Below are 19,159 nucleotides of genomic sequence, written 5' to 3'. Positions count from 1 at the left end.
GAAAAGTGTCAATATGAAATTGATTTTATAATTAGTAAAACCTTGATTTCCATTTCCTAATCACTATTTTTTAAGCCGTCACAAACTGTGGCGGCTTTTTCAATACCCAAAATCAAACTCAGAAAGGAAGAAGCCCATGGCAAGAAAAGTGAAACCCAAAGCCCAGCCGCAAGAGGAGGTGCGGATACAAGAATTTCTGGATATGATCGCCCCTTCAGTAATCAAGTTTAATGCCGACCATTTCATCTGCGGCAATACCTACCGTTGTGTTTGGGCGCTCCGGGAATATCCTACTGCAACCGATGAACAGGCTATCCTCCGGCACCTTGGGGAGAAGGATGGCGTTACCCTGCACCTTTATACCCGACATGTCACCCCAGTGGAGGAAAAGAAAATCATCACAAACGCTGCCAACAAAAACCGGATGCAGAGAACCAGTACGCAGGATCTCCAGCAGACCGTGACAGCAGAGTCAAATCTACAGGACGTGGCCACTATTGTGGCACAGATGCATCGGAGCCGGGAGCCTCTGCTCCATGCCGCTGTATATATTGAGCTGACATCTCATGATTATGACCAGCTGAAGCTCCTGCAGACGGAAGTTCTGACAGAGTTGGTACGCTCCAAACTGAATGTGGATCGGTTGATGCTGCGCCAGCAGCAAGGTTTTATCTGCGTCATGCCCTCCGGTTGGAACGTGTTTGGGGATCAGTTTGAACGGGTGCTGCCAGCCAGCTCGGTCGCAAATCTCTATCCCTTTAATTACTCTGGAAAAACCGACCCCAATGGTTTCTACCTCGGCAGGGATAAGTTCGGCAGTAATATTCTGGCCGACTTTAACCGCCGCGCCGACGACAAGACCAACGCCAACATCCTCATTCTCGGAAACTCTGGTCAAGGCAAGAGCTACTTGTTAAAGCTGATTCTGTGCAACCTGCGTGAATCTGGTATGCATATTATCGGGTTAGATCCGGAAATGGAGTATGAGGATCTGACCATCAATCTTGGGGGCTGCTTTATTGACCTCATGTCCGGCGAGTTCATCATCAATGTGCTGGAGCCAAAAAGCTGGGATGAAACTGGTGATCCCAAGGATATGGACGCACCCCAGGCATTCCGCCAGACCAGCAAGCTCAGCCAGCATATCAGCTTTCTAAAGGATTTTTTCCGCACCTACAAGGACTTTACGGACCGGGAGATCGACACCATTGAAATCATGCTGGGAAAGCTCTATGAAAAATGGGGAATCACGGACCACAGCAATTTTGACCGCTTAAATCATTCGGATTACCCGATTTTATCTGATCTGTACGACCTCATTGAAAAGGAATATAAGGGCTTCGATGAAAGCCACCGCCAGCTCTATACAGCGGATTCTCTTCGGAAAATCTGCCTTGGACTTCACTCCATGTGTAAAGGAGCGGAGTCCAAGTTTTTTAACGGCCATACCAATATCACCAGCAATGATTTTATTACCTTCGGTGTCAAGGGTGTGCTAAATGCAAGCAAGAATTTGCGTAACGCCTTGTTGTTTAATGTGCTTTCCTACATGAGCAACGAACTTTTGACTACCGGAAATACTGCAGCCAGCATCGACGAGCTATACCTGTTCCTGACGAATCTCACCGCCATTGAGTACATCCGTAACTTCATGAAACGAGTCAGAAAAAAAGAAAGCGCCGTTATCCTGGCATCACAGAATCTGGAGGATTTCAACGTAGAGCATATCCGTGAGCTGACCAAGCCCTTATTCTCCATTCCAACCCACCAGTTCCTGTTCAATGCAGGCTCCATAGATGCAAAGTTTTACATGGATACGCTCCAGCTGGAGAAATCCGAATATGAGCTGATTCGCTATCCCCAGCAGGGTGTGTGTCTTTATAAATGCGGCAATGAGCGGTACAACCTGATGGTTCATGCCCCAGAGCATAAGGCAAAGCTGTTCGGAAAAGCTGGAGGCCGCTAATGATCACCCGAAATATAGGACGAAGGGAGGATAGTCTATGGACATGAGAGAGCAGCGCTTTGGCATTGAGATAGAGATGACCGGCGTGACCCGCGAACAGGCGGCAAAGGTTGCTGCGGAATACTTCGGGACCGACAGCCACTATGACGGAACCTATTATAATACCTATTCAGCTTTGGATTCACAGGGACGGAAGTGGAAGTTTATGAGCGATGCCAGCATCACGCCACAGCGTAAGGCCGGGCGTCAAACCATATCAGCTTCGGATGAATACAAAACCGAGATGGTCAGCCCAATCTGCCGTTGGGAGGATATCGAAACCGTGCAGGAACTGATCCGCAAGCTGCGAGATGCCGGTGCCATCGCAAACTCCAGCTGTGGCATCCATGTGCATGTGGATGCCTCCCCCTTTGATGCCAATACCCTGCGAAACATCACCAACATCATGGCTGCCAAGGAGGATATGATTTACAAGGCACTGCAGGTAACTGTAGCCAGACAGCACCGCTGGTGCAAGCCGGTGGACAATCGTTTTCTGGAAGAACTCAATCGCCGCAGACCCAAATCGCTGGAACAGGTCAGCCGTATCTGGTACGACGGAGAGGATGCCCGCCATGAGCATTATCACGATAGTCGTTATCATTGCCTTAACCTTCATAGTGTGTTCCAGAAAGGTACGGTTGAGTTCCGTTTATTCAACAGCACCACCCATGCCGGTAAGATCAAGTCGTACATTCAGCTGTGTATGGCAATTTCTGCACAAGCCCTGAATCAGAAGTGCGCCAGCCGTACAAAGACTCAAAGCACCAATGAAAAATACACCTTTCGCACCTGGCTTCTGCGCCTTGGACTCATCGGGGATGAATTTAAGACTGCAAGGCTTCACCTGCTGGAGCATTTAGATGGCTGTATCGCGTGGAAGGACCCTGCACAGGCTCAGCAGCAAAAGGAACGATTAAGGCAGAAAAAAGAAAAGGCTCTAGAGGAAGCAACACATACACCATCACTGCAATTAGAGCAAACAATTGAAAATGAGCAGGAACAGACCGGGGTTGATGAGCAAAGCCCCGGCCTTTCTATGTCAATGTAAAAGGAGGTATTCAAATATGAAAAATGAAACCCTGTATATTGCCTATGGCAGTAACCTGAATCTGCCGCAGATGTCTTTTCGATGCCCCACTGCCAAGGTGGTAGGGGTAAGCGAAATCAAGGACTATGAACTATTATTCCGCGGCAGTCGCAGAAGTGCTGTTGCAACTGTGGAACCGCTTGCGGGTTCCAGTGTTCCGGTGCTTTTGTGGAAGATCCGGCCCAAGGATGAGCTTGCACTTGACCGTTATGAGGGCTATCCGAATTTTTACCGCAAGGAGCTGTTTCCCGTGGAGCTGGGCGGACGATCTGTTAATGCCATGGTGTATGTGATGAATGATGGACATTCGTTGGGCGCACCATCGGATTACTATCTCAACACGATTCTGGAAGGCTACAAATCTGCAGGCTTTGATTCTGATTTTCTGGAACAGGCGGTGGAAAAGTCCATTCGTCTGGCACAGGAACAGAAGGAAGCCGAGCCGGAACAGGTCAATTTGTTTGGACAGAGATGGTGGTAAAAAAACAAGCCGTACCTTTCGGTACGACCTGTTCTATTCGTCTTCCTTGAGCATGGCTTCCATAGCTGCGTAAAGAATACGCAGCTGGCTGTCACTGCATCGGCGCATGAGCCGCTCGGTCTGGCAAAAGGAATCGTCATTCCTTTCTGGATAAAATAGTGTGTCCAGCGAGAAATTCAGCTCGGTTACCAACCGATACAGCACCTCAATGGAGGGCTTACGGTGTTCACTCTCAATATGCTTTAAGTGCGTGGGCGTAATACCGACCAGCTCTGCCAATGCTTCGTGGGTGTAGTGCTTGTCCAGCCGCGCCGCCCGGAGCGCAGAGCCCAAGACACCCTTTTGTAATTTGTTATCCATCTCTATCAGCTCCTTTTATTATTAGCTTATAGTTTCCTGTTTCACTTGGAAATAAGCATTAAGAGAATTATAATATCTCTTAATGCTAACTAAAAGAAATAAGAATGGAGGAAACGAAAGAATGACAGCAAAGGAAAAAGCAAAGCTGATCAAGCAAGCAGGGCGGCTATACCTGCTGGGACACACGGTGGAAAAGCACAGAAGTGAGCTGCGCAGACTGGTAGAGCAAAAGGTAACCTATGATTCTCCGCAGATTGCAGAAGCTCTTGCAAAATTTGAAGAGGCAGACAGTGAATGGAAGCGTCTGGAACAGGAGCATTTAGACTTTCGCAGCCGGCTTGGTATGAAACAAGATCAATTAATTGAATGAGGAAAACACATATGCCCTCCGGGAATTCTCCGGAAGGTATATGTGTTTAAAAGGAGGTTATCTATGGCAGATCCTGCAACTATCACACTTGCTGTCAAAGCGGCAATTGGGGCCGCATCTGATAAACGAACATGGAAGGCGGTGGCTGTTCTCATCGCCACCATATTAATGCCCTTTATTCTAGTCATCGTCATGATCACAAGTATTTTGTCAGGAACCGCAAACCACAACAATGCCGCTGTTGCACTTTCCTTTCACGGCGGCGTTATATCCGGTCAGGTGCCGGAAGACTATCGGCAGTACATTGAGGACATGCGACAAAACTTTTCGGAACTGGACACGGCAATCTCAGAAATAACTCCCCTGATAGAGGACGGAAGCCTTGACTCCACGCAGGTCAAGGCCATTTTTTATGCTCTGTATTTCGGCGCAAATTCTCTGCGCGGAATGGATTATCAGGTATTTGCAGACTGCTTCGTCCGTTATGAAGAACGAACCCGCACCTGGACAGACGACGATAAGGTGGAGCATAAGGAAACCTATACCCTAGCGGTTCCCCTTACCTCTCTGCCGGAAATTTATGCAAGACTGGAAGAAACGCTTGGTCTGTATATTTCCTATGAGAAGCAGGCGAATGCATCAGAAATCTATTACCGGGCATTGCATGGAACCGGCGCACCCGGTGAAGGCGATGGCTTTGACCAGTGGGTAGACTGGCTGCCGGACCAGCTCTCTGGTCTGACGTATGATCTGCCTGTGGGTGAGAGTGGAGCTGGGGCTGTTCAGCTTGCACTGTCCCGTCTGCGAGATCCCTATTCACAGGAGCGTCGTGGGCAGGGCGATTATACGGACTGCAGCTATCTGGTGCAGTGGGTATACCGCCAGCTGGGAGTCAAGTTCCCCGGTACCGCCGCCGAGCAAGGTAAATACTGTGTGAACAATGGACTTACCATTTCAAAGTCCGATCTTGCACCCGGTGATCTGGTGTTCTGGAGCCACAAGGTAAATGGACGTTATCTCAATATCACCCATGTCGGCATCTATGCAGGTGATGGCAAGGTAGTAGATGCCTCCTCTTCAAGAGGACAGGTGGTATACCGGAATTTGTTTGATCCAGATAAGCAGGTGCTGTATGCAAGGCCCTATGTTGAAAACAAGGCACAGGCATCTTCCTCTGGTTTGAACTCCCCGTTGGGAAACGGCTGGCGCTCCATGGTCACTTCAGAGTTTGGCGGAAGAACAGATCCCATCACCGGAGCATGGTCGGGGCATTCCGGACTTGACCTGGGGGCGTCTAAAGGGACGCCGATCCGTGCAGCTGCCGCTGGAATCGTACATACAGCCAGCTATGGCAGTACCGGATACGGATATTATCTGACCATTGACCATGGTGGAGGAGTGGTTACACTGTACGGACATTGCTCGGACTTGCTCGTTACGCAGGGACAGACGGTAAAGGCCGGGGAAATTGTGGCGAAGGTGGGCTCTACCGGACGAAGCACCGGGAACCATCTGCATTTTGAGGTGCGGATAAACGGAATGGCCCAAAACCCAAGAAGCTATCTGCCATAGGCAGAAAAGAAAGGAGTACGCTATGTTGAAGCTACAGGCAATATTTGAACGAAAGGTATCGGAGTTCCCTTTAAGGGAATGTGTGATTGAAAAGGCAGTGGAGCTTCCGAAAGCGGAATACAGCCGATTCCGCTCCGGGATGCTTCGGGACGCTCCCTTTATTTCAGAGAGCACCGATTCCATGTACATGGAGAAAAACGAAACATATCATTGTCTTCTGGTGTTGGGAGAAAACCAGTCTGATGGTGTTCTTGTTGAAGCAGAGGGATATGACTATGCCAGGTATTCCAGTTATCTTCCGGGGGCAAGAGATTATCTGACCACCCAATTAAACGAGCTTGCGAACCGGATTATTAGGGAAGGTACTCAAAGTACCACCAGTGGCTCATGGGCCATTTATTTTGATGAGATACAAGAGCAGTACGGTGTGAATCTAAAGGACAGCGAATATATCAGCACGATGCTCTGTAACATTCTCTCGGTTCGGCAGGAAATGGCTGAAATTGAGCTGTTAGAGGACGGTCTGGACATGACCTTTTATCTGGATTACTGCCCAAATCTGGAGAATGACACTTTGAGTGAAGGAGATGCCGGAGATCAAACATTGCGCTTAAAGGAACTGATCCGTGTACCTTTTGAAAACCTCCACCTTGTGCATCACGAGGTGGATATGAACCCTTCCACCATTGTGTATCTTGACTCTGCCACCTTGACAGAGGAAGGAAAACAGGCATGGGAGGATGTGCTGAATGCACAGGTGCTCAGAGTGTTTCACGGAATTTATGGCATGCAGGCGGAGTGTGCGGGAGTATCCTCTCAGAGCCTGACTGAATTTACCCGGATGCTTGCGGGGGATTGTCCCTGTGAGGATTATGACCGCTGGGTCAGAGAGCCGGAGGATACTCCCGGCATGGAATTGAAATTGTAAAAGAAGGAGGAATTACCCCATGAGTACAACCGAATTGAAGTTGTCCTTCCCAACGGAAAAGCTGGAAGCCCTCCGCTTTTTCATGGATAAAAAGGAGCTTACCATTGAACAGGAGCTGCAGGATTATCTGGATAAAACCTATGAAAAGGCAGTTCCGGCGCAGGTGCGGGAATATGTAGAGAGCCGCATGGAGCAGAGGCCCGTGTCACAGGAAACACAGGGGCCTCCCCCGGTTAGAGAACGTCCGGTACGCCAAAGCCGCCGCCAGCGGGAGCAGACTGCTGCAGAATCTCAAATGGACGCTCCCCCTCAAGAAGAACCATTGGAGGATTCGCCGCAGGAAACCCAAAGCATGAACATGAGTATGTAACAACAGAAAAAGAACAAGGAGGTGTTAGTCATGATTAAGCTTGGCATAGACAACGGAAATTATAATACAAAATCCTCGGAGGGGATGCTTTATGCCTCCGGCTTTGCGGTCAGCGACCGGGAATTCATTACGCCGGAAATGCAGATGTTCTATGAGGGTAGCTTTTACGCGATTGGAGAACGTCGCCTGCGCTTTCAACAGGATAAAACCAGAGAGCAGGATACGTTTATGCTTACCCTGCCGGCCATTGCGGAAGCCATGAAGCGCGTGGGTGTGAGTAGTACCGATATTATGCTGGGTGTGGGGCTTCCCATTGACAGCTACGGCACACAAAAGGAGGCATTCCGCCGGTATTTTCTGCGGGAAAATGTCTCCTTTGTGTTCGAGGGCAGACCTTACCGGTGTCGTATTACAGACTGTAAGGTGTTCGCACAGGGACATGCAGCGTTGTGCCGCTATTATCATCAGCTGAAGGAATACCGAAGCATTACCCTCGTTGACATCGGCGGTTATACGGTGGATGTTCTTACCGTCCACAATTTCAGACTAGATAGATCCAGCTGTGCCAGCCTTCGGATGGGAACCATAACCTTATACAGTCGCATTCAGGATGCCCTTCAACGAAGCGGTATCCTGCTTTCAGACACCTTAATAACCGATGCTATCCAGGGCAATATTCAGCATACTGCCAGCAGACAGATCGGAGAAACTGTCGAGCGAGAAGTATCGGTCTACTGCAAAGAGCTGTTTAATGCACTCCGGGAACGGGGACTTGATCTGAGGCTCCCCACTGTGTTTGCAGGCGGCGGTGCTGAACTTCTGGAATCTCGGCTGCGCGGGAATGGGCTCAATACTGTGGCAGTGCTGAACCGGTTTGCAAATGCAGACGGATACATGCTCCTTCTGGGTTAGGAATATGCGCAAGCGTTACTATCTGTCCTTTGATATGGACGATCCCAGACACCGGGAGGCGGAGCGGCTGTTCACGCAGCAGGCCAGCCGCCAGCGCACAGAATTTGTGGTGTCCAGTATTCTCGCCTTAGAGCAAAATGTTCAGCTGGAACAGGTGGTGCGGCAGGCTGTTCGGGAAGAACTGAATCAGCTCCGGGTAACAGTCCCTTCTTCGACAAATGTGCCGGAGGCCGCTGTGCATCTGGAAGAGCTCCCTGACAGCCTGATCCACGCGTTGGAGGAATTGTAGAGACTCCACTTCCCTGCCAAATACCTGTTAAGGCAAAAAATAACTTGCACCAATTTGGCGCAGTTTTTCGGTATGGGTGTAAACGGTATGCACCAACTTGGCTCACTTATTTATTCAAGAATTCTATGAAAAGGAGATGTTATCAATGAAAACAGCGGTAATTTCTGTTTGTTACAGCACAGAAAGGCTGGAGGCCCTCCGGCAGTATCGGACAGAAGCAGAGCTGCAGGAAGGACTTGAATCAGTTCTTCCTGCGCTTTATGAAAAGTATGTTCCCTCCGATGTGCGGGAACGAATTGAAGCAGCGGTGGAAGGCGGCGCGTAGTGTGAGTGCTGCCTCTTTTTTTTCTGAGGTTCGCGCTGCGAAAATTAGTGTGTGGATGATATGAATCTCAAACTCTAAAATGACAGGAGGATTGAAATGGGTGACGAATCAATCGAGCTTTGGCTCAATAAATACCAATATACCGCACTGTCGGATATCCTTTATGAAAAAGGCACTGACATAAAAGCTGTCATGCAGGAAAAGCTGGTGGAGCTATATGTACAAACCGTTCCCGAACAGGAGAGAATTGAATTTGAGAACCGGATCAATACAGAACGCTTTGCTGCTGAGCAGCGCGTACAGGAGATGCGACGGCTTTCCGTATACCATGTGACAGAAAACGGCGACAGTCATTGCTTCGAATCGGATTACTGCTTGGAGCTGATGCAGTTGGCGTTGTTGGTACGCAGATACCAGCGCGGTGAGCTGAAATATCAGCCGGAGAGGTTTACAGCCCTGTTCCGGAATTCTGTTTCCATCAACGCAGTACAGTTTGAAGAATACGTGAAAAAGCGAATGGACAATACCGGTCAGATCACCGGCGTGTTTGACATTGACTTTGACGGGCAAATGATTTCCGGAGTCAATATCATGGATGGTTGGAAGGCTTATTCCATGAAGGACACCGGCACTGCAGCCTATTACGCCTACCGTGCCAATTATCTTCCAGAGGATAAGCGCTGGCCTATTTTTCTTGAACATCTCGAAGGGCGTGAGCTGACACAGTCTGCTCCACTGATCACGGCAGGTTGCCGCAAGCTGGAGGAAGGTGATATCTCTTTTTCAGACGAGATTATGGAAACGGATGGGCGCCTCAATTTTTATATCAATGTCCCCTTCAACGTGGACGAGATATTCGGAACCCATGTGGAAACAGCGAATAACGATGACTGGATCAATGTCTATGCTAACTATGATACCGTTCATGGGCAGGTGCGTGATACCCTGGACATTGTCCTGAATCGTGGGGATGGCTCCTGCGAAGAACTGGCCTATCAGCTGGATGATCATGAAAAGGAGCTTTTGCTGAGCAAAATGCAGGACTACTGCATGAAGCAGGAGGGTATGACGCTGGAGGATTACAGCCTCAAGCTGCAGGAGGAATCCGAGCCGCTGACAGGCCCAGCCACGCAGCAGATGTAGACACGCCACGTTGCCGCCCGTGTGCCCCTGTGTCGCGTTCTTCCGGCTGGGGTGGCACGTTACACCATAAGGGGGCGTAGCCCCTTGTTGGAGCCGTGTGCGCAGAAGATTGACGGCTGGCGAAACAAGAAAAATCGTGGTGAACCATGGGGTCGAAAACGATGCAGGTTAAAGGAGCGGGGTCGTAAACGCCCCGCTCCGGCTCATATCTCCCCGCAATGCGGGGAGAAAAACGGTTTTTTAACCGGGGTCGTAAAAATACCCTTGGGGTTGCTTACGGGGTTGTAAAGAAAACAAAACACCGATAAATGCCGGAAACAAAGGCTTTTCATAGGGGTTGCGACAGGCGTTGCAGCCCTTTTTGGTTAGAAACGGAGGTTTACTATGTCAGAAGAAGAAAAAAACAAAAAGAAGTTCCCTTTGTGGATGTATCCGGAAACCAGACAGCTGGTGGCAGATTGGTACAAAAGGGATAACTGCCAGAGTCAAAGTGAATTCATCGAAAAGGCAATACGTTTTTACTGCGGCTATATCTCAGCAGAGGAAGGTGTCCGCTTTCTACCGGCTGCCATCACCTCGGCTATGACCGGTATGGTGGATGGTCTGGAAAACCGCATGGCCCGACTTACCTTCAAGCTGGCGGTGGAGATGAGCATGATGATGAATATCCTCGCCGTCAATGCAGATTACGATGAAAATACCCTGCGCAAGCTCCGTGGCAAATGCGTGGAGGATGTAAAACGTTCGGTGGGCTCCGTGACCTTTGAAGATGTAGTGAGCTTCCAGAAGCGGGAAAGGCGTGACTGATCATGCCGCGAATTATCTTCAAATGCTGCTACTTAAAAAACGCGGCGGCTCATGCGGAAAATCTGGTGAATTATGTTGCCACGCGGGATGGCGTAGAAAAGCTCCCGGAGCGGATGCGAAACCGTCCTGCAACGAAGAAGCAAAAGCAGCTGGTATCGGATATTCTGGAGCGGTTTCCGGATTCCACAGGGCTGTTTGAATACGAGGATTATTTGACGAAACCGACCATGGAAAATGCCTCGGAATTTATCTCCGCGGTGCTGGATCAGAACCTTGACCAGCTGGCACACAAGGAAGTCTATGTCAACTATATCGCCACCCGCCCTCATGCCGAACAACTGGATACCCACGGCTTGTTTTCCGATGAGGATATTCCGCTGGTATTGTCACGGACGGCGCAGGAGGTGGCGGCACATACCGGAAACATATGGACACCTATTATATCTTTGCGGAGAGAAGATGCCACCCGGCTGGGGTACGACAATGCCGCCGCATGGATGGCACTGCTGCGCAAGCAACGGAATGTCTTTGCCCAGCAGATGAAAATCACCCCGGAGAACCTGCGCTGGTACGCTGCGTATCATGACGAGGGACATCACCCTCACTGCCATATGATCGTGTATTCGGTCGATCCCCGCGAGGGGTTTGTAACGAAGCCGGGCATTGAAGCCATGCGGAGCAGTCTGGCGTGGGAAATCTTTCAGCAGGATCTGCTCCAGATTTATGCAGAGCAGACCGAGCGTAGAAATACGCTGACCACACAGAGCCGGGATGCCCTGCAGGAACTTCTGGTGCAAATGCAGACCGACGCCTATGACAATCCGGTGCTGGAGGAAATGCTGTTCCAGCTTGCGGAGCGGCTTCGGCATACCACCGGTAAAAAACAATATGGCTATCTGAAAGCACCGCTCAAGCGACTGGTGAACCGGATCGTGGATGAACTGGCAAAGGAAGAACGTGTGGCAGTAGCTTACGCCCAATGGTACGAGCTTCGCAATGAGGTACTGCGTACTTACAGGGATGAGCTTCCGCCACCACTCCCTCTTTCACAGCAAAAGGAATTTAAACAGATAAAGAATATGGTAATTGCGGAAGCAGTCCGGCTGGGCAATCAGGAGTTCACCTTTGAGGGGGATGATCAGGCTGAACCGCCTCCGGAGGATGAACCTATCATGGATGAAACGATCATTCCGGAGGATCTCGAAATGATGCCAGATGCGGTGCCTGACGAGGAATTGACTGAGGAAGCAGAAGACTTGCAGTCCGGGCTTGATAACGATCAGGAATTCGAATCGACCGCCGGACATTCTGACAGTGCGGATACAGCGTCATCTAGCGGGAAACCACATATCGCATGGAACAGCCGCTATAAGCAGGTCCGAGCTTTCCTATACGGCAGTGATCTTTTAGAGCCGGACTTTGAACAGGCTCTTGCCCTGTTCCTGCTGGAAGCGGAGGACGGCAATGCTCTTGCCATGCATGATCTGGGAAGAATGTACACAGACGGTCTGGGTACAGGGATGGATACAGATATTGCCTTTGACTGGTACGGAAAGACCCTTGCCGCTTTTTTGGCGATTGAAGCCAAAAAGGAACATAGCTATATAGAATACCGTATCGGCAAGCTGTATGCAGCGGGACTTGGAACAGAGCAGAACTACGCAGAAGCGGCAGACTGGTTTCAGCAAGCGGCTTCCAAACGTCACAAATACGCCCAATACTCCCTTGGCGGTTTATATTACCGGGGACAGGGTGTGGAACAGGATTTTCAGATGGCATTCAACCTGTACCAACACTCCGCTGCTCAAGGAATGCCCTATGCGGATTATGAGCTGGCAAAGATGTACCGGGACGGAGTTGGAACAGCGCCAAATGCTAACGAAGCGGAACTGCACTTTGAGGCCGCTTTCCATGGCTTTTGGCAGATGGAACGGCAAAGTCGTGATGATAAGCTGCAATATCGCCTTGGACAGATGCTTTACACCGGCACCGGAACAGAAAAAGATGTGGATGAGGCTCTTCGCTATTTTGAAAAGTCTGCCCGGCTGGGAAATATCCACGCACAATATATGCTGGGAAAAATTTTTCTGGATGCGGACAGCGGGCATTTTAATGCGGAGAAAGCCATCCAGTGGATCACAAAATCAGCGGATAACGGCAATGCACTGGCACAGTATGCTCTCGGAAAGCTTTTCCGGGATAGAAATCATGTGGATAAGGATATATCAAAAGCAATTGCACTCTTTACACAGGCAGCAGAGCAGGATAATTCCTATGCCGCTTATGCGCTGGGAAAGCTCTATCTGCAGGGAGATGACATACCCAAGGATATGGGCGCCGCCTTAAAGTGGCTGACAAAATCTGCTGACCTTGGCAACCAATATGCGCAATATGCGCTTGGGAAGCTGTACCTGACTGGCGAGGATGTGCCAAAGAACATTTCCAATGCGCTGGAGCTGTTTCAAAAGTCAGCGGAGCAAGGCAATCAATTTGCACAGTACCAGCTCGGTAAGCTGTATCTGAAAGGAGAGGATGTTCCAAAAAACATGGAAGCGGCCATTCGTTGGCTGACCGCTGCCGCCGAACAGGAAAATCAATATGCGCAGTACCAGCTTGGGAAGCTGTATCTGATTGGCGAAGATGTTACTAAGAATATAGAAGCTGCCATACGCTGGCTAACCGCTTCGGCGGAACAAGGTAACCAGTATGCGCAATACGCCCTTGGTAAACTTTATCTGCTGGGACGGGATACCCCCCGTGACCGGGAGGCCGCTGTGAGGTGGCTCACCCTTTCTGCGGAACAGGGCAATCTATATGCTCAGTTTTTCCTTGATCATCTGGACTCGTTCCGGGACCCTTCCTTATTTCTGGCTGTCACCCGGCTCTTACATCACGCCAGCCGGATATTTCAGGAGGAGGCCAGAAGACTGCCAGGTGCCCCCGGTATGCAGACGGATAGCAAACTGCGCAGAAAGCTTCGACAGAAAAAGATCGCCCAGGGCCTTGCTCCGGACGATCACGAACAAAAATTCACAGCCTATTAAATGTGAAGGAGGTTTCCATGCGAAAACAATCTCATGGGCAGACGAAACAGCTGCCCTCCATACAGCAAAAACAATTGTATCCCAAGCCGTCCGTTCATCAGCGGGCGGCATTTTTTTGTGTCCGCCATGGGCACATGCGCTGCGGGAAACGCAAGCGATAAAGGAGGTGCTTCGGCATGGCATATGTATATTTTACGGATGATCAAAAGCAGCGGGCCAACGCAGTGGATCTGGTGGACTTCCTCCAGCGGCAAGGCGAGCAGTTGGTTCGCTCCGGTCGGGAATATCGCTGGAAGCGGTATGACAGTGTTACTGTGCGGGGCAACGAATGGTTCCGTCATTCTCGCAAGGAGGGCGGCCGCGCCATTGACTTTGTTCAGCAATTCTACGATATGAACTTCCCCGATGCAGTCTCTTTTCTGCTTGGTGGGGAATCCGGTGTGGAATGGAACCAGACAGAGAAGAGCGCCCCTCCGCCTCGTAAGGAATTTGCATTGCCGGAGGAAAACCCGGACATGCGGAGGGTTTTCGCCTATCTCATCAAGCAGCGTTTCATCGACCGGGACGTCCTGTCCCATTTTGCACACAAAAAGCTTATCTATGAGGATAAGCAGTATCATAACGCCGTGTTTGTAGGGCTGGATGAGAATGCAGTTGCCAGGCACGCCCATAAACGAGGTACTTATACGCAGAGCGAGCCTTACAAGGGAAATGTGGAGGGAAGTGATCCCTGTTATAGCTTCCACTGGATCGGGGAAAGTGACACTCTCTATGTCTTTGAAGCGCCTGTGGATATGCTGTCCTTCATTACCCTGAATAAGCAGGACTGGAAGCAGCACAGCTATGTGACGCTGGACGGTGTATCGGAGCATGCCCTGCTGCGCCAACTGGAGCTGCATCCACATCTAAAAAACCCAGTGCTATGTCTGGACCATGACGCGGCAGGGATTGAAGCCACCGGCCGGCTCAAGGATATTCTCTGCGAGAAGAATTATTACGATCCCGCCTATATGGACATTTCCGTTCTCAGATCGGAGTTTAAAGACTGGAATGAGGATTTAAAAGCGATTCATGGTATTGAACCCATCCCGGCACAGGAGCATCCGAAGTTGATGCTTTTGCAGCAGGTGTGTTCGGGAGTGCTGGAGGTTTGTCGAATGCAGTCTGTGAATCAGGAGGCTAATGCCCGCTTGCTGAATGAATGTGAACAGCTGGCTCCCCTGCTGCGCTCAGATAGTCTCCAGCGAAACGTATTAGAGGAACAATGCCGCCAGACAGTGGCTTGTGCTTTGATTTCCATTCAGAATACCTGCCGACAGATGGAAATTCCGGTATCCATGGAACGTGTAACCGGATGGCTGCAGGCTGAATACAAACCTCATGAAGATAGGGGCTGGCTGCGCTCCAAAGCGGAGGATATTCGAATTGCCGTGAGGGATGTCTCCAGCCGCCTCCGTACTCCTGGTATCCGCACGGCAGACGAACAGAAGCTTTTTATGCGTTCCTGCCTTACACTGGCGCTTAGCTGTGTGAAAGCGCAAATGTTCCTTGTGCTGGAAGCGCAGGAGCAGGCACCCAAGCAGGAGCAAACTGTAAATTTTACCATGACGATGTGAAGGAGGGATGACTGTGCAAACATCGCAGCTTGTAACGCTGCTTGCTGCCGGACTGACCATGTTCGGTGTGATCGGCTTTTTATCACTGCTTGCTCACTATTATACATTAAACGGCATCAAGTCAAAAACCGTGGGTGATGGTCAGCATGGTACAGCAAGATGGGCAACCAAAAAGGAAATACAGACAGTATATACGGCAGTCCGGTATGAGCCGGAAAAATGGCGGAAGGGAGAGAATCTCCCGACGGCACAAGGGTTAATTGTGGGCTGGCAAAAGGCATCCCTATTCGATAAAACCGCTCCCCATGGCTATGCATTAGTGGATGACGATGATGTCCACTGCCTGATGATCGGCGCTGCAGGTGTCGGTAAGACTGCTAATTTTCTCTATCCTAACCTGGAGTATGCCTGCGCTTCCGGCATGAGCTTTATCACAACCGATACAAAGGGTGACCTTTACCGTAACTATGCAGGGATTGCCAAGGATTACTACGGCTACCAGGTGTCAGTCATTGACCTTAGAAATCCCACCCGCTCAGATGGGAACAATCTGCTTCATCTGGTAAACCGCTATATGGATTTATACCTTACCCATCCGGAGAGTCTGGCATATAAGGCCAGAGCGGAGAAGTATGCGAAAATAACCGCTAAGACCATTATCAGTTCCGGGGGCTTTGACAGCTCCGCTGCAGGACAGAATGCATTCTTCTATGATGCTGCGGAAGGACTGCTGACCTCAGTTATTCTACTGATTGCAGAATACTGTGAACCTAAAGAGCGGCACATCGTATCCGTATTTAAGCTCATTCAGGATTTGCTGGCGCCTAGTGGTGTGAAGGGGCGGACACTCTTCCAAATGCTGCTGGCACACCTACCTGATGATCATAAAACCAAGTGGTTTGCCGGCGCTGCGCTAAACTCTGCCGAACAGGCCATGCAAAGTGTCTTATCTACAGCCCTGTCCCGGCTTAATGCCTTTCTCGACTCGGAGCTGGAGCAGATACTTTGCTTTGACACTGCCATTGACGCAGAAAAGTTCTGTAAGCAGAAAAGTGCTGTTTTCCTTGTTATGCCAGAGGAAGATAATACGAAATATTTCATCATCAGCCTGATTGTTCAGCAGCTTTACCGTGAGATTCTTTCCGTGGCGGATGAGCACGGCGGGAAGCTTCCAAACCGTGTAATGATGTTTCTTGATGAAATCGGAACCATACCCAAAATTGAATCAGCGGAGATGATGTTCTCGGCTAGCCGTTCCCGGCGTGTATCCATTGTCGCCATTATTCAAAGCTTCGCTCAGCTGGAGAAAAACTATGGGAAAGAGGGCGCCGCCATCATTATTGATAACTGTCAGGATACTGTGTTTGGAGGCTTTGCTCCCAACAGTGAATCGGCGCAGATTTTGTCAAAGGCACTGGGTAATCAGACAGTTATGAGCGGTTCTATCAGCCGCGGGAAAAACGATCCCAGCCAGTCTTTGCAGATGATTGAACGGCCACTCATGACAGCCGATGAGTTGAAATCCATGCCCAAAGGAAGATTTGTTGTCACAAAGACTGGAACCTATCCCATGCGTACCCGGCTAAAGCTATTCCTCGAATGGGGTATTATTTTTGGAAAAGTTTTTGAGATTGCAGAGCAGTCTGCACGAAAGGTGGAATATGCCGACCGGCGCAAGGTTGAGGAAGAAATCATACGGCGCAATGCTGCCTTTGAACCGGAGCCGGAGGAGATAGAGTATACATCGGCTCCTTCGGGAGGAATGGTGCATACCCCAACTCCTGCCATTAATCTGGAACCCATGGAGCAGAAGCAAAGGCCAGGGAGGTGAACATGTGGCTTATTTTACATCTGTATACAAATCAGAGTTGCCGCACCGGGCAAAATCCATCTATATGTATTTGCATGACAGGGCTGATAAGGATGGTAAATGTTATCCGGCAATTGGTACCATTGCCAGGGAACTGAATTTATCCCGCAGTACAGTAAAACGTGCCCTTACCGATTTGGAAAAACAAGGTTATCTTCGCAAGGAACAGCGCTGGAGGGAAAATGGGGGGAAGAGCAGTAACCTTTATTTTTTGAGCCGTGAGCCGCCTTAAGAGAACATTCAGATTTTTAAAATTCATGCATAAAAAGAGGCAAAAAAGGCAGACCGTTCCGCCAAGGGAATCGTCTGCCTTTTCAGTGAACCATGCCAGGGCTCATGGTGAACCGTGAAGGGTAACTTCTCATTTTAAGAAAGCTTATCTACAGAGAAAGAACATCTTTATTAGGCTTAAAAGAGCAAGTATATTCTGCCATACCGGACGTGGTGATCAAATATATCAATCAGTTCTTCGAAATAGAAAATAAATTGGAAGTCCTTTCTCCGGAAAGAAGAAAAGATTAGCGTCTGATACAGGAAAAGCCTGTACTGGGTGCATTTGCTATAAAGCTTTGTCAAAGAAGATCGTGGTTACCCTTCTAAATTACTTCCTTCACTATCGAGAAACAATAACTCATAGTATTTTTGGGGTCTTCCTTTGCCGGCCTCTCTTTTTTCAAATACCGTCCGTGCATAGTTCTTTTCTTCTATTTTGTTGAGAATACGGTTTGCGCCTCTGATGGTGATGGAGAGGCATTGAGATACATCCTCAGATGATAATTTATTTGTTCTCATAATTTCTGCATAGGACATAATTTTCTGTAAATTAATGTTGTTTATTCCAATACTTTTGGCCAACGCAATGATTTCCGGATCCCCTTGTTCGGAGAACTGTATGACATTTATACTTCTCATTGGGCCGATCACCTTCTGATCTTCGTTTATAAAAAAGCTACAGCTGCCCGTAAAGGCTTTTGCCTGTCTGTGAGCTTTGGTGGCGTTTTCGTTAGCCTGATAATATTCATGCCCAGAGCCCCAGCCGACTTTCACCTTGTGGCTTACGCACTCTTCCAGATATTCCAGCAGGGTGCAGTTATGGGCGTCGGAGGTGATTTTCATAAAATTTCCGTAGGTGGTGTAAAGTCTGACAAAGCCTTCCGAGATCTGGGCCGTGTCTGCAAGATTTACGTTGCGTAGAAAACCGCCGACAAGTTCTTTTAGCTCATGAAGCTGTTCTTTAGTCGGCGGGTAAGCCGTTTCTGTCGATAAGCATGCTACGACGGCTCTCTGGTTCTTGAGCTTAAGGATGGTGATTTCATTGATGATCTCTCTAATGGTCTCTTTCACGTTCTCCAAAGTGGGACGTATTAAGATATACCTTACCCCGTGCTTTTTGAGTTCCGGAACAAAGTGGCCGAACGCTGTGATAGACAAGTCTGTTTTTTTCTCTTCCCACAGAGTTATATGGTTCTCGAGCATTGTTTCCACTCGCTCGAAAAGATCGTCGCTGTCAATAGGCTTCCCTTCATGAGTCAGATATTTTTGAAATTCACTGAAAGAATCGATAATATATGCATAATCCACATAAATCCTGGATATATCAAGCTCAGGTTCTGTGACCAGTAATCGGAAAAGTTCTCTATAAAGAAGGTTTTCATTATCCTGCAAAATATGAGTGGGTATTTTTGCATCCAAACATTCCTTATCGATTGACTCGTAGAGCAATCTGCCACTGACAACAAACCCGTCCACCGAACCTAAATTATTCAAATAGACGTCTTTTGTTTCTCGGAAGCTGCTTATTGTAAGAAACCGAAACTGACATATCGACCGCATTTCTTCTTCGATGGCGCGGAAATAGTCCATATGGGTCTCAGGCGTGATTATACCCAGCTTAATTTTCATGGTAGATTCCTTTCATAAACAAATTCAATAGTAAGAATTATATCATAATGTATGTGATATTTCAATCTCTCAGGA

General features: G+C 49.1%; 18 protein-coding genes. 16 read left to right on the top strand and 2 right to left on the bottom strand.

Annotated elements, in window-relative coordinates:
- The first annotated feature begins 136 nt into the window (after window positions 1-136).
- The 3 genes from FAY33_RS10290 to FAY33_RS10280 are packed head-to-tail and all read left to right on the top strand — an operon-like array spanning window position 137 to window position 3,576.
- The gene (locus tag FAY33_RS10290; protein WP_143321143.1) at window positions 137-1,966 is read left to right on the top strand and encodes a DUF87 domain-containing protein; all 1,830 of its coding nucleotides are present in this window, start codon (window positions 137-139) and stop codon (window positions 1,964-1,966) included.
- Window positions 1,967-2,003: 37 nt separating this feature from the next.
- A complete protein-coding gene (locus tag FAY33_RS10285; RefSeq protein WP_143321142.1) occupies window positions 2,004-3,056 on the top strand; it encodes an amidoligase family protein in 1,053 nt (350 codons plus the stop codon).
- Between the two features lie 16 nt (window positions 3,057-3,072).
- On the top strand, window positions 3,073-3,576 hold the full coding sequence (locus tag FAY33_RS10280) for a gamma-glutamylcyclotransferase family protein (protein ID WP_143321141.1): 504 nt from the start codon (window positions 3,073-3,075) through the stop codon (window positions 3,574-3,576).
- A gap of 33 nt (window positions 3,577-3,609) precedes the next feature.
- Here the strand turns inward: FAY33_RS10280 and FAY33_RS10275 are convergent, their stop codons facing one another.
- Complete coding sequence (locus FAY33_RS10275; RefSeq protein WP_143321140.1) at window positions 3,610-3,936, bottom strand: helix-turn-helix transcriptional regulator; 327 nt, start codon at window positions 3,934-3,936, stop codon at window positions 3,610-3,612.
- A 121-nt stretch (window positions 3,937-4,057) separates the two neighbouring features.
- On the opposite strand from FAY33_RS10275, the gene FAY33_RS10270 reads away from it, so the two are divergent.
- The 13 genes from FAY33_RS10270 to FAY33_RS10210 all read left to right on the top strand — a co-directional run bounded on the left by FAY33_RS10270 (window position 4,058) and on the right by FAY33_RS10210 (window position 17,414).
- Window positions 4,058-4,306, top strand: a complete 249-nt coding sequence (locus FAY33_RS10270; protein WP_143321139.1) for a hypothetical protein — start codon at window positions 4,058-4,060, stop codon at window positions 4,304-4,306.
- Between the two features lie 168 nt (window positions 4,307-4,474).
- The gene (locus FAY33_RS10265; RefSeq protein ID WP_347562681.1) at window positions 4,475-5,878 is read left to right on the top strand and encodes a peptidoglycan DD-metalloendopeptidase family protein; all 1,404 of its coding nucleotides are present in this window, start codon (window positions 4,475-4,477) and stop codon (window positions 5,876-5,878) included.
- 22 nt (window positions 5,879-5,900) lie between these two features.
- Window positions 5,901-6,806, top strand: a complete 906-nt coding sequence (locus FAY33_RS19425; RefSeq protein WP_185967576.1) for a DUF6329 domain-containing protein — start codon at window positions 5,901-5,903, stop codon at window positions 6,804-6,806.
- Window positions 6,807-6,825: 19 nt separating this feature from the next.
- Entirely contained in the window at window positions 6,826-7,176 is a 351-nt protein-coding gene (locus tag FAY33_RS10255) for a DUF6103 family protein (RefSeq protein WP_143321137.1), read from the top strand.
- A gap of 30 nt (window positions 7,177-7,206) precedes the next feature.
- Entirely contained in the window at window positions 7,207-8,088 is an 882-nt protein-coding gene (locus tag FAY33_RS10250; RefSeq protein WP_143321136.1) for a ParM/StbA family protein, read from the top strand.
- Window positions 8,089-8,092: 4 nt separating this feature from the next.
- On the top strand, window positions 8,093-8,377 hold the full coding sequence (locus FAY33_RS10245; protein ID WP_029695029.1) for a hypothetical protein: 285 nt from the start codon (window positions 8,093-8,095) through the stop codon (window positions 8,375-8,377).
- 145 nt (window positions 8,378-8,522) lie between these two features.
- The gene (locus tag FAY33_RS10240; protein ID WP_143321134.1) at window positions 8,523-8,702 is read left to right on the top strand and encodes a DUF6103 family protein; all 180 of its coding nucleotides are present in this window, start codon (window positions 8,523-8,525) and stop codon (window positions 8,700-8,702) included.
- 96 nt (window positions 8,703-8,798) lie between these two features.
- Window positions 8,799-9,845 (top strand): hypothetical protein, encoded by a 1,047-nt coding sequence (locus FAY33_RS10235; protein WP_143321133.1) that lies wholly within the window; start codon window positions 8,799-8,801, stop codon window positions 9,843-9,845.
- Between the two features lie 384 nt (window positions 9,846-10,229).
- On the top strand, window positions 10,230-10,652 hold the full coding sequence (locus tag FAY33_RS10230; protein ID WP_143321132.1) for a hypothetical protein: 423 nt from the start codon (window positions 10,230-10,232) through the stop codon (window positions 10,650-10,652).
- Window positions 10,653-10,654: 2 nt separating this feature from the next.
- On the top strand, window positions 10,655-13,696 hold the full coding sequence (gene mobP3 / locus FAY33_RS10225; protein ID WP_143321131.1) for a MobP3 family relaxase: 3,042 nt from the start codon (window positions 10,655-10,657) through the stop codon (window positions 13,694-13,696).
- 176 nt (window positions 13,697-13,872) lie between these two features.
- A complete protein-coding gene (locus FAY33_RS10220) occupies window positions 13,873-15,312 on the top strand; it encodes a DUF3991 domain-containing protein (RefSeq protein WP_143321130.1) in 1,440 nt (479 codons plus the stop codon).
- 13 nt (window positions 15,313-15,325) lie between these two features.
- Window positions 15,326-17,143: a VirD4-like conjugal transfer protein, CD1115 family gene (locus tag FAY33_RS10215; RefSeq protein ID WP_143321129.1), complete on the top strand. Its 1,818-nt coding sequence runs from the start codon at window positions 15,326-15,328 to the stop codon at window positions 17,141-17,143.
- 4 nt (window positions 17,144-17,147) lie between these two features.
- Entirely contained in the window at window positions 17,148-17,414 is a 267-nt protein-coding gene (locus FAY33_RS10210) for a helix-turn-helix domain-containing protein (RefSeq protein ID WP_143321128.1), read from the top strand.
- 356 nt (window positions 17,415-17,770) lie between these two features.
- Here the strand turns inward: FAY33_RS10210 and FAY33_RS10205 are convergent, their stop codons facing one another.
- Window positions 17,771-19,084: a transcriptional regulator gene (locus FAY33_RS10205; RefSeq protein ID WP_143321127.1), complete on the bottom strand. Its 1,314-nt coding sequence runs from the start codon at window positions 19,082-19,084 to the stop codon at window positions 17,771-17,773.
- Window positions 19,085-19,159 lie beyond the last annotated feature (75 nt).

This window comes from Clostridium sp. HBUAS56010, assembly GCF_007115105.1.
Classification (GTDB): domain Bacteria; phylum Bacillota; class Clostridia; order Lachnospirales; family Lachnospiraceae; genus Lacrimispora.
This window is presented reverse-complemented; position numbering and strand designations above follow the sequence as displayed.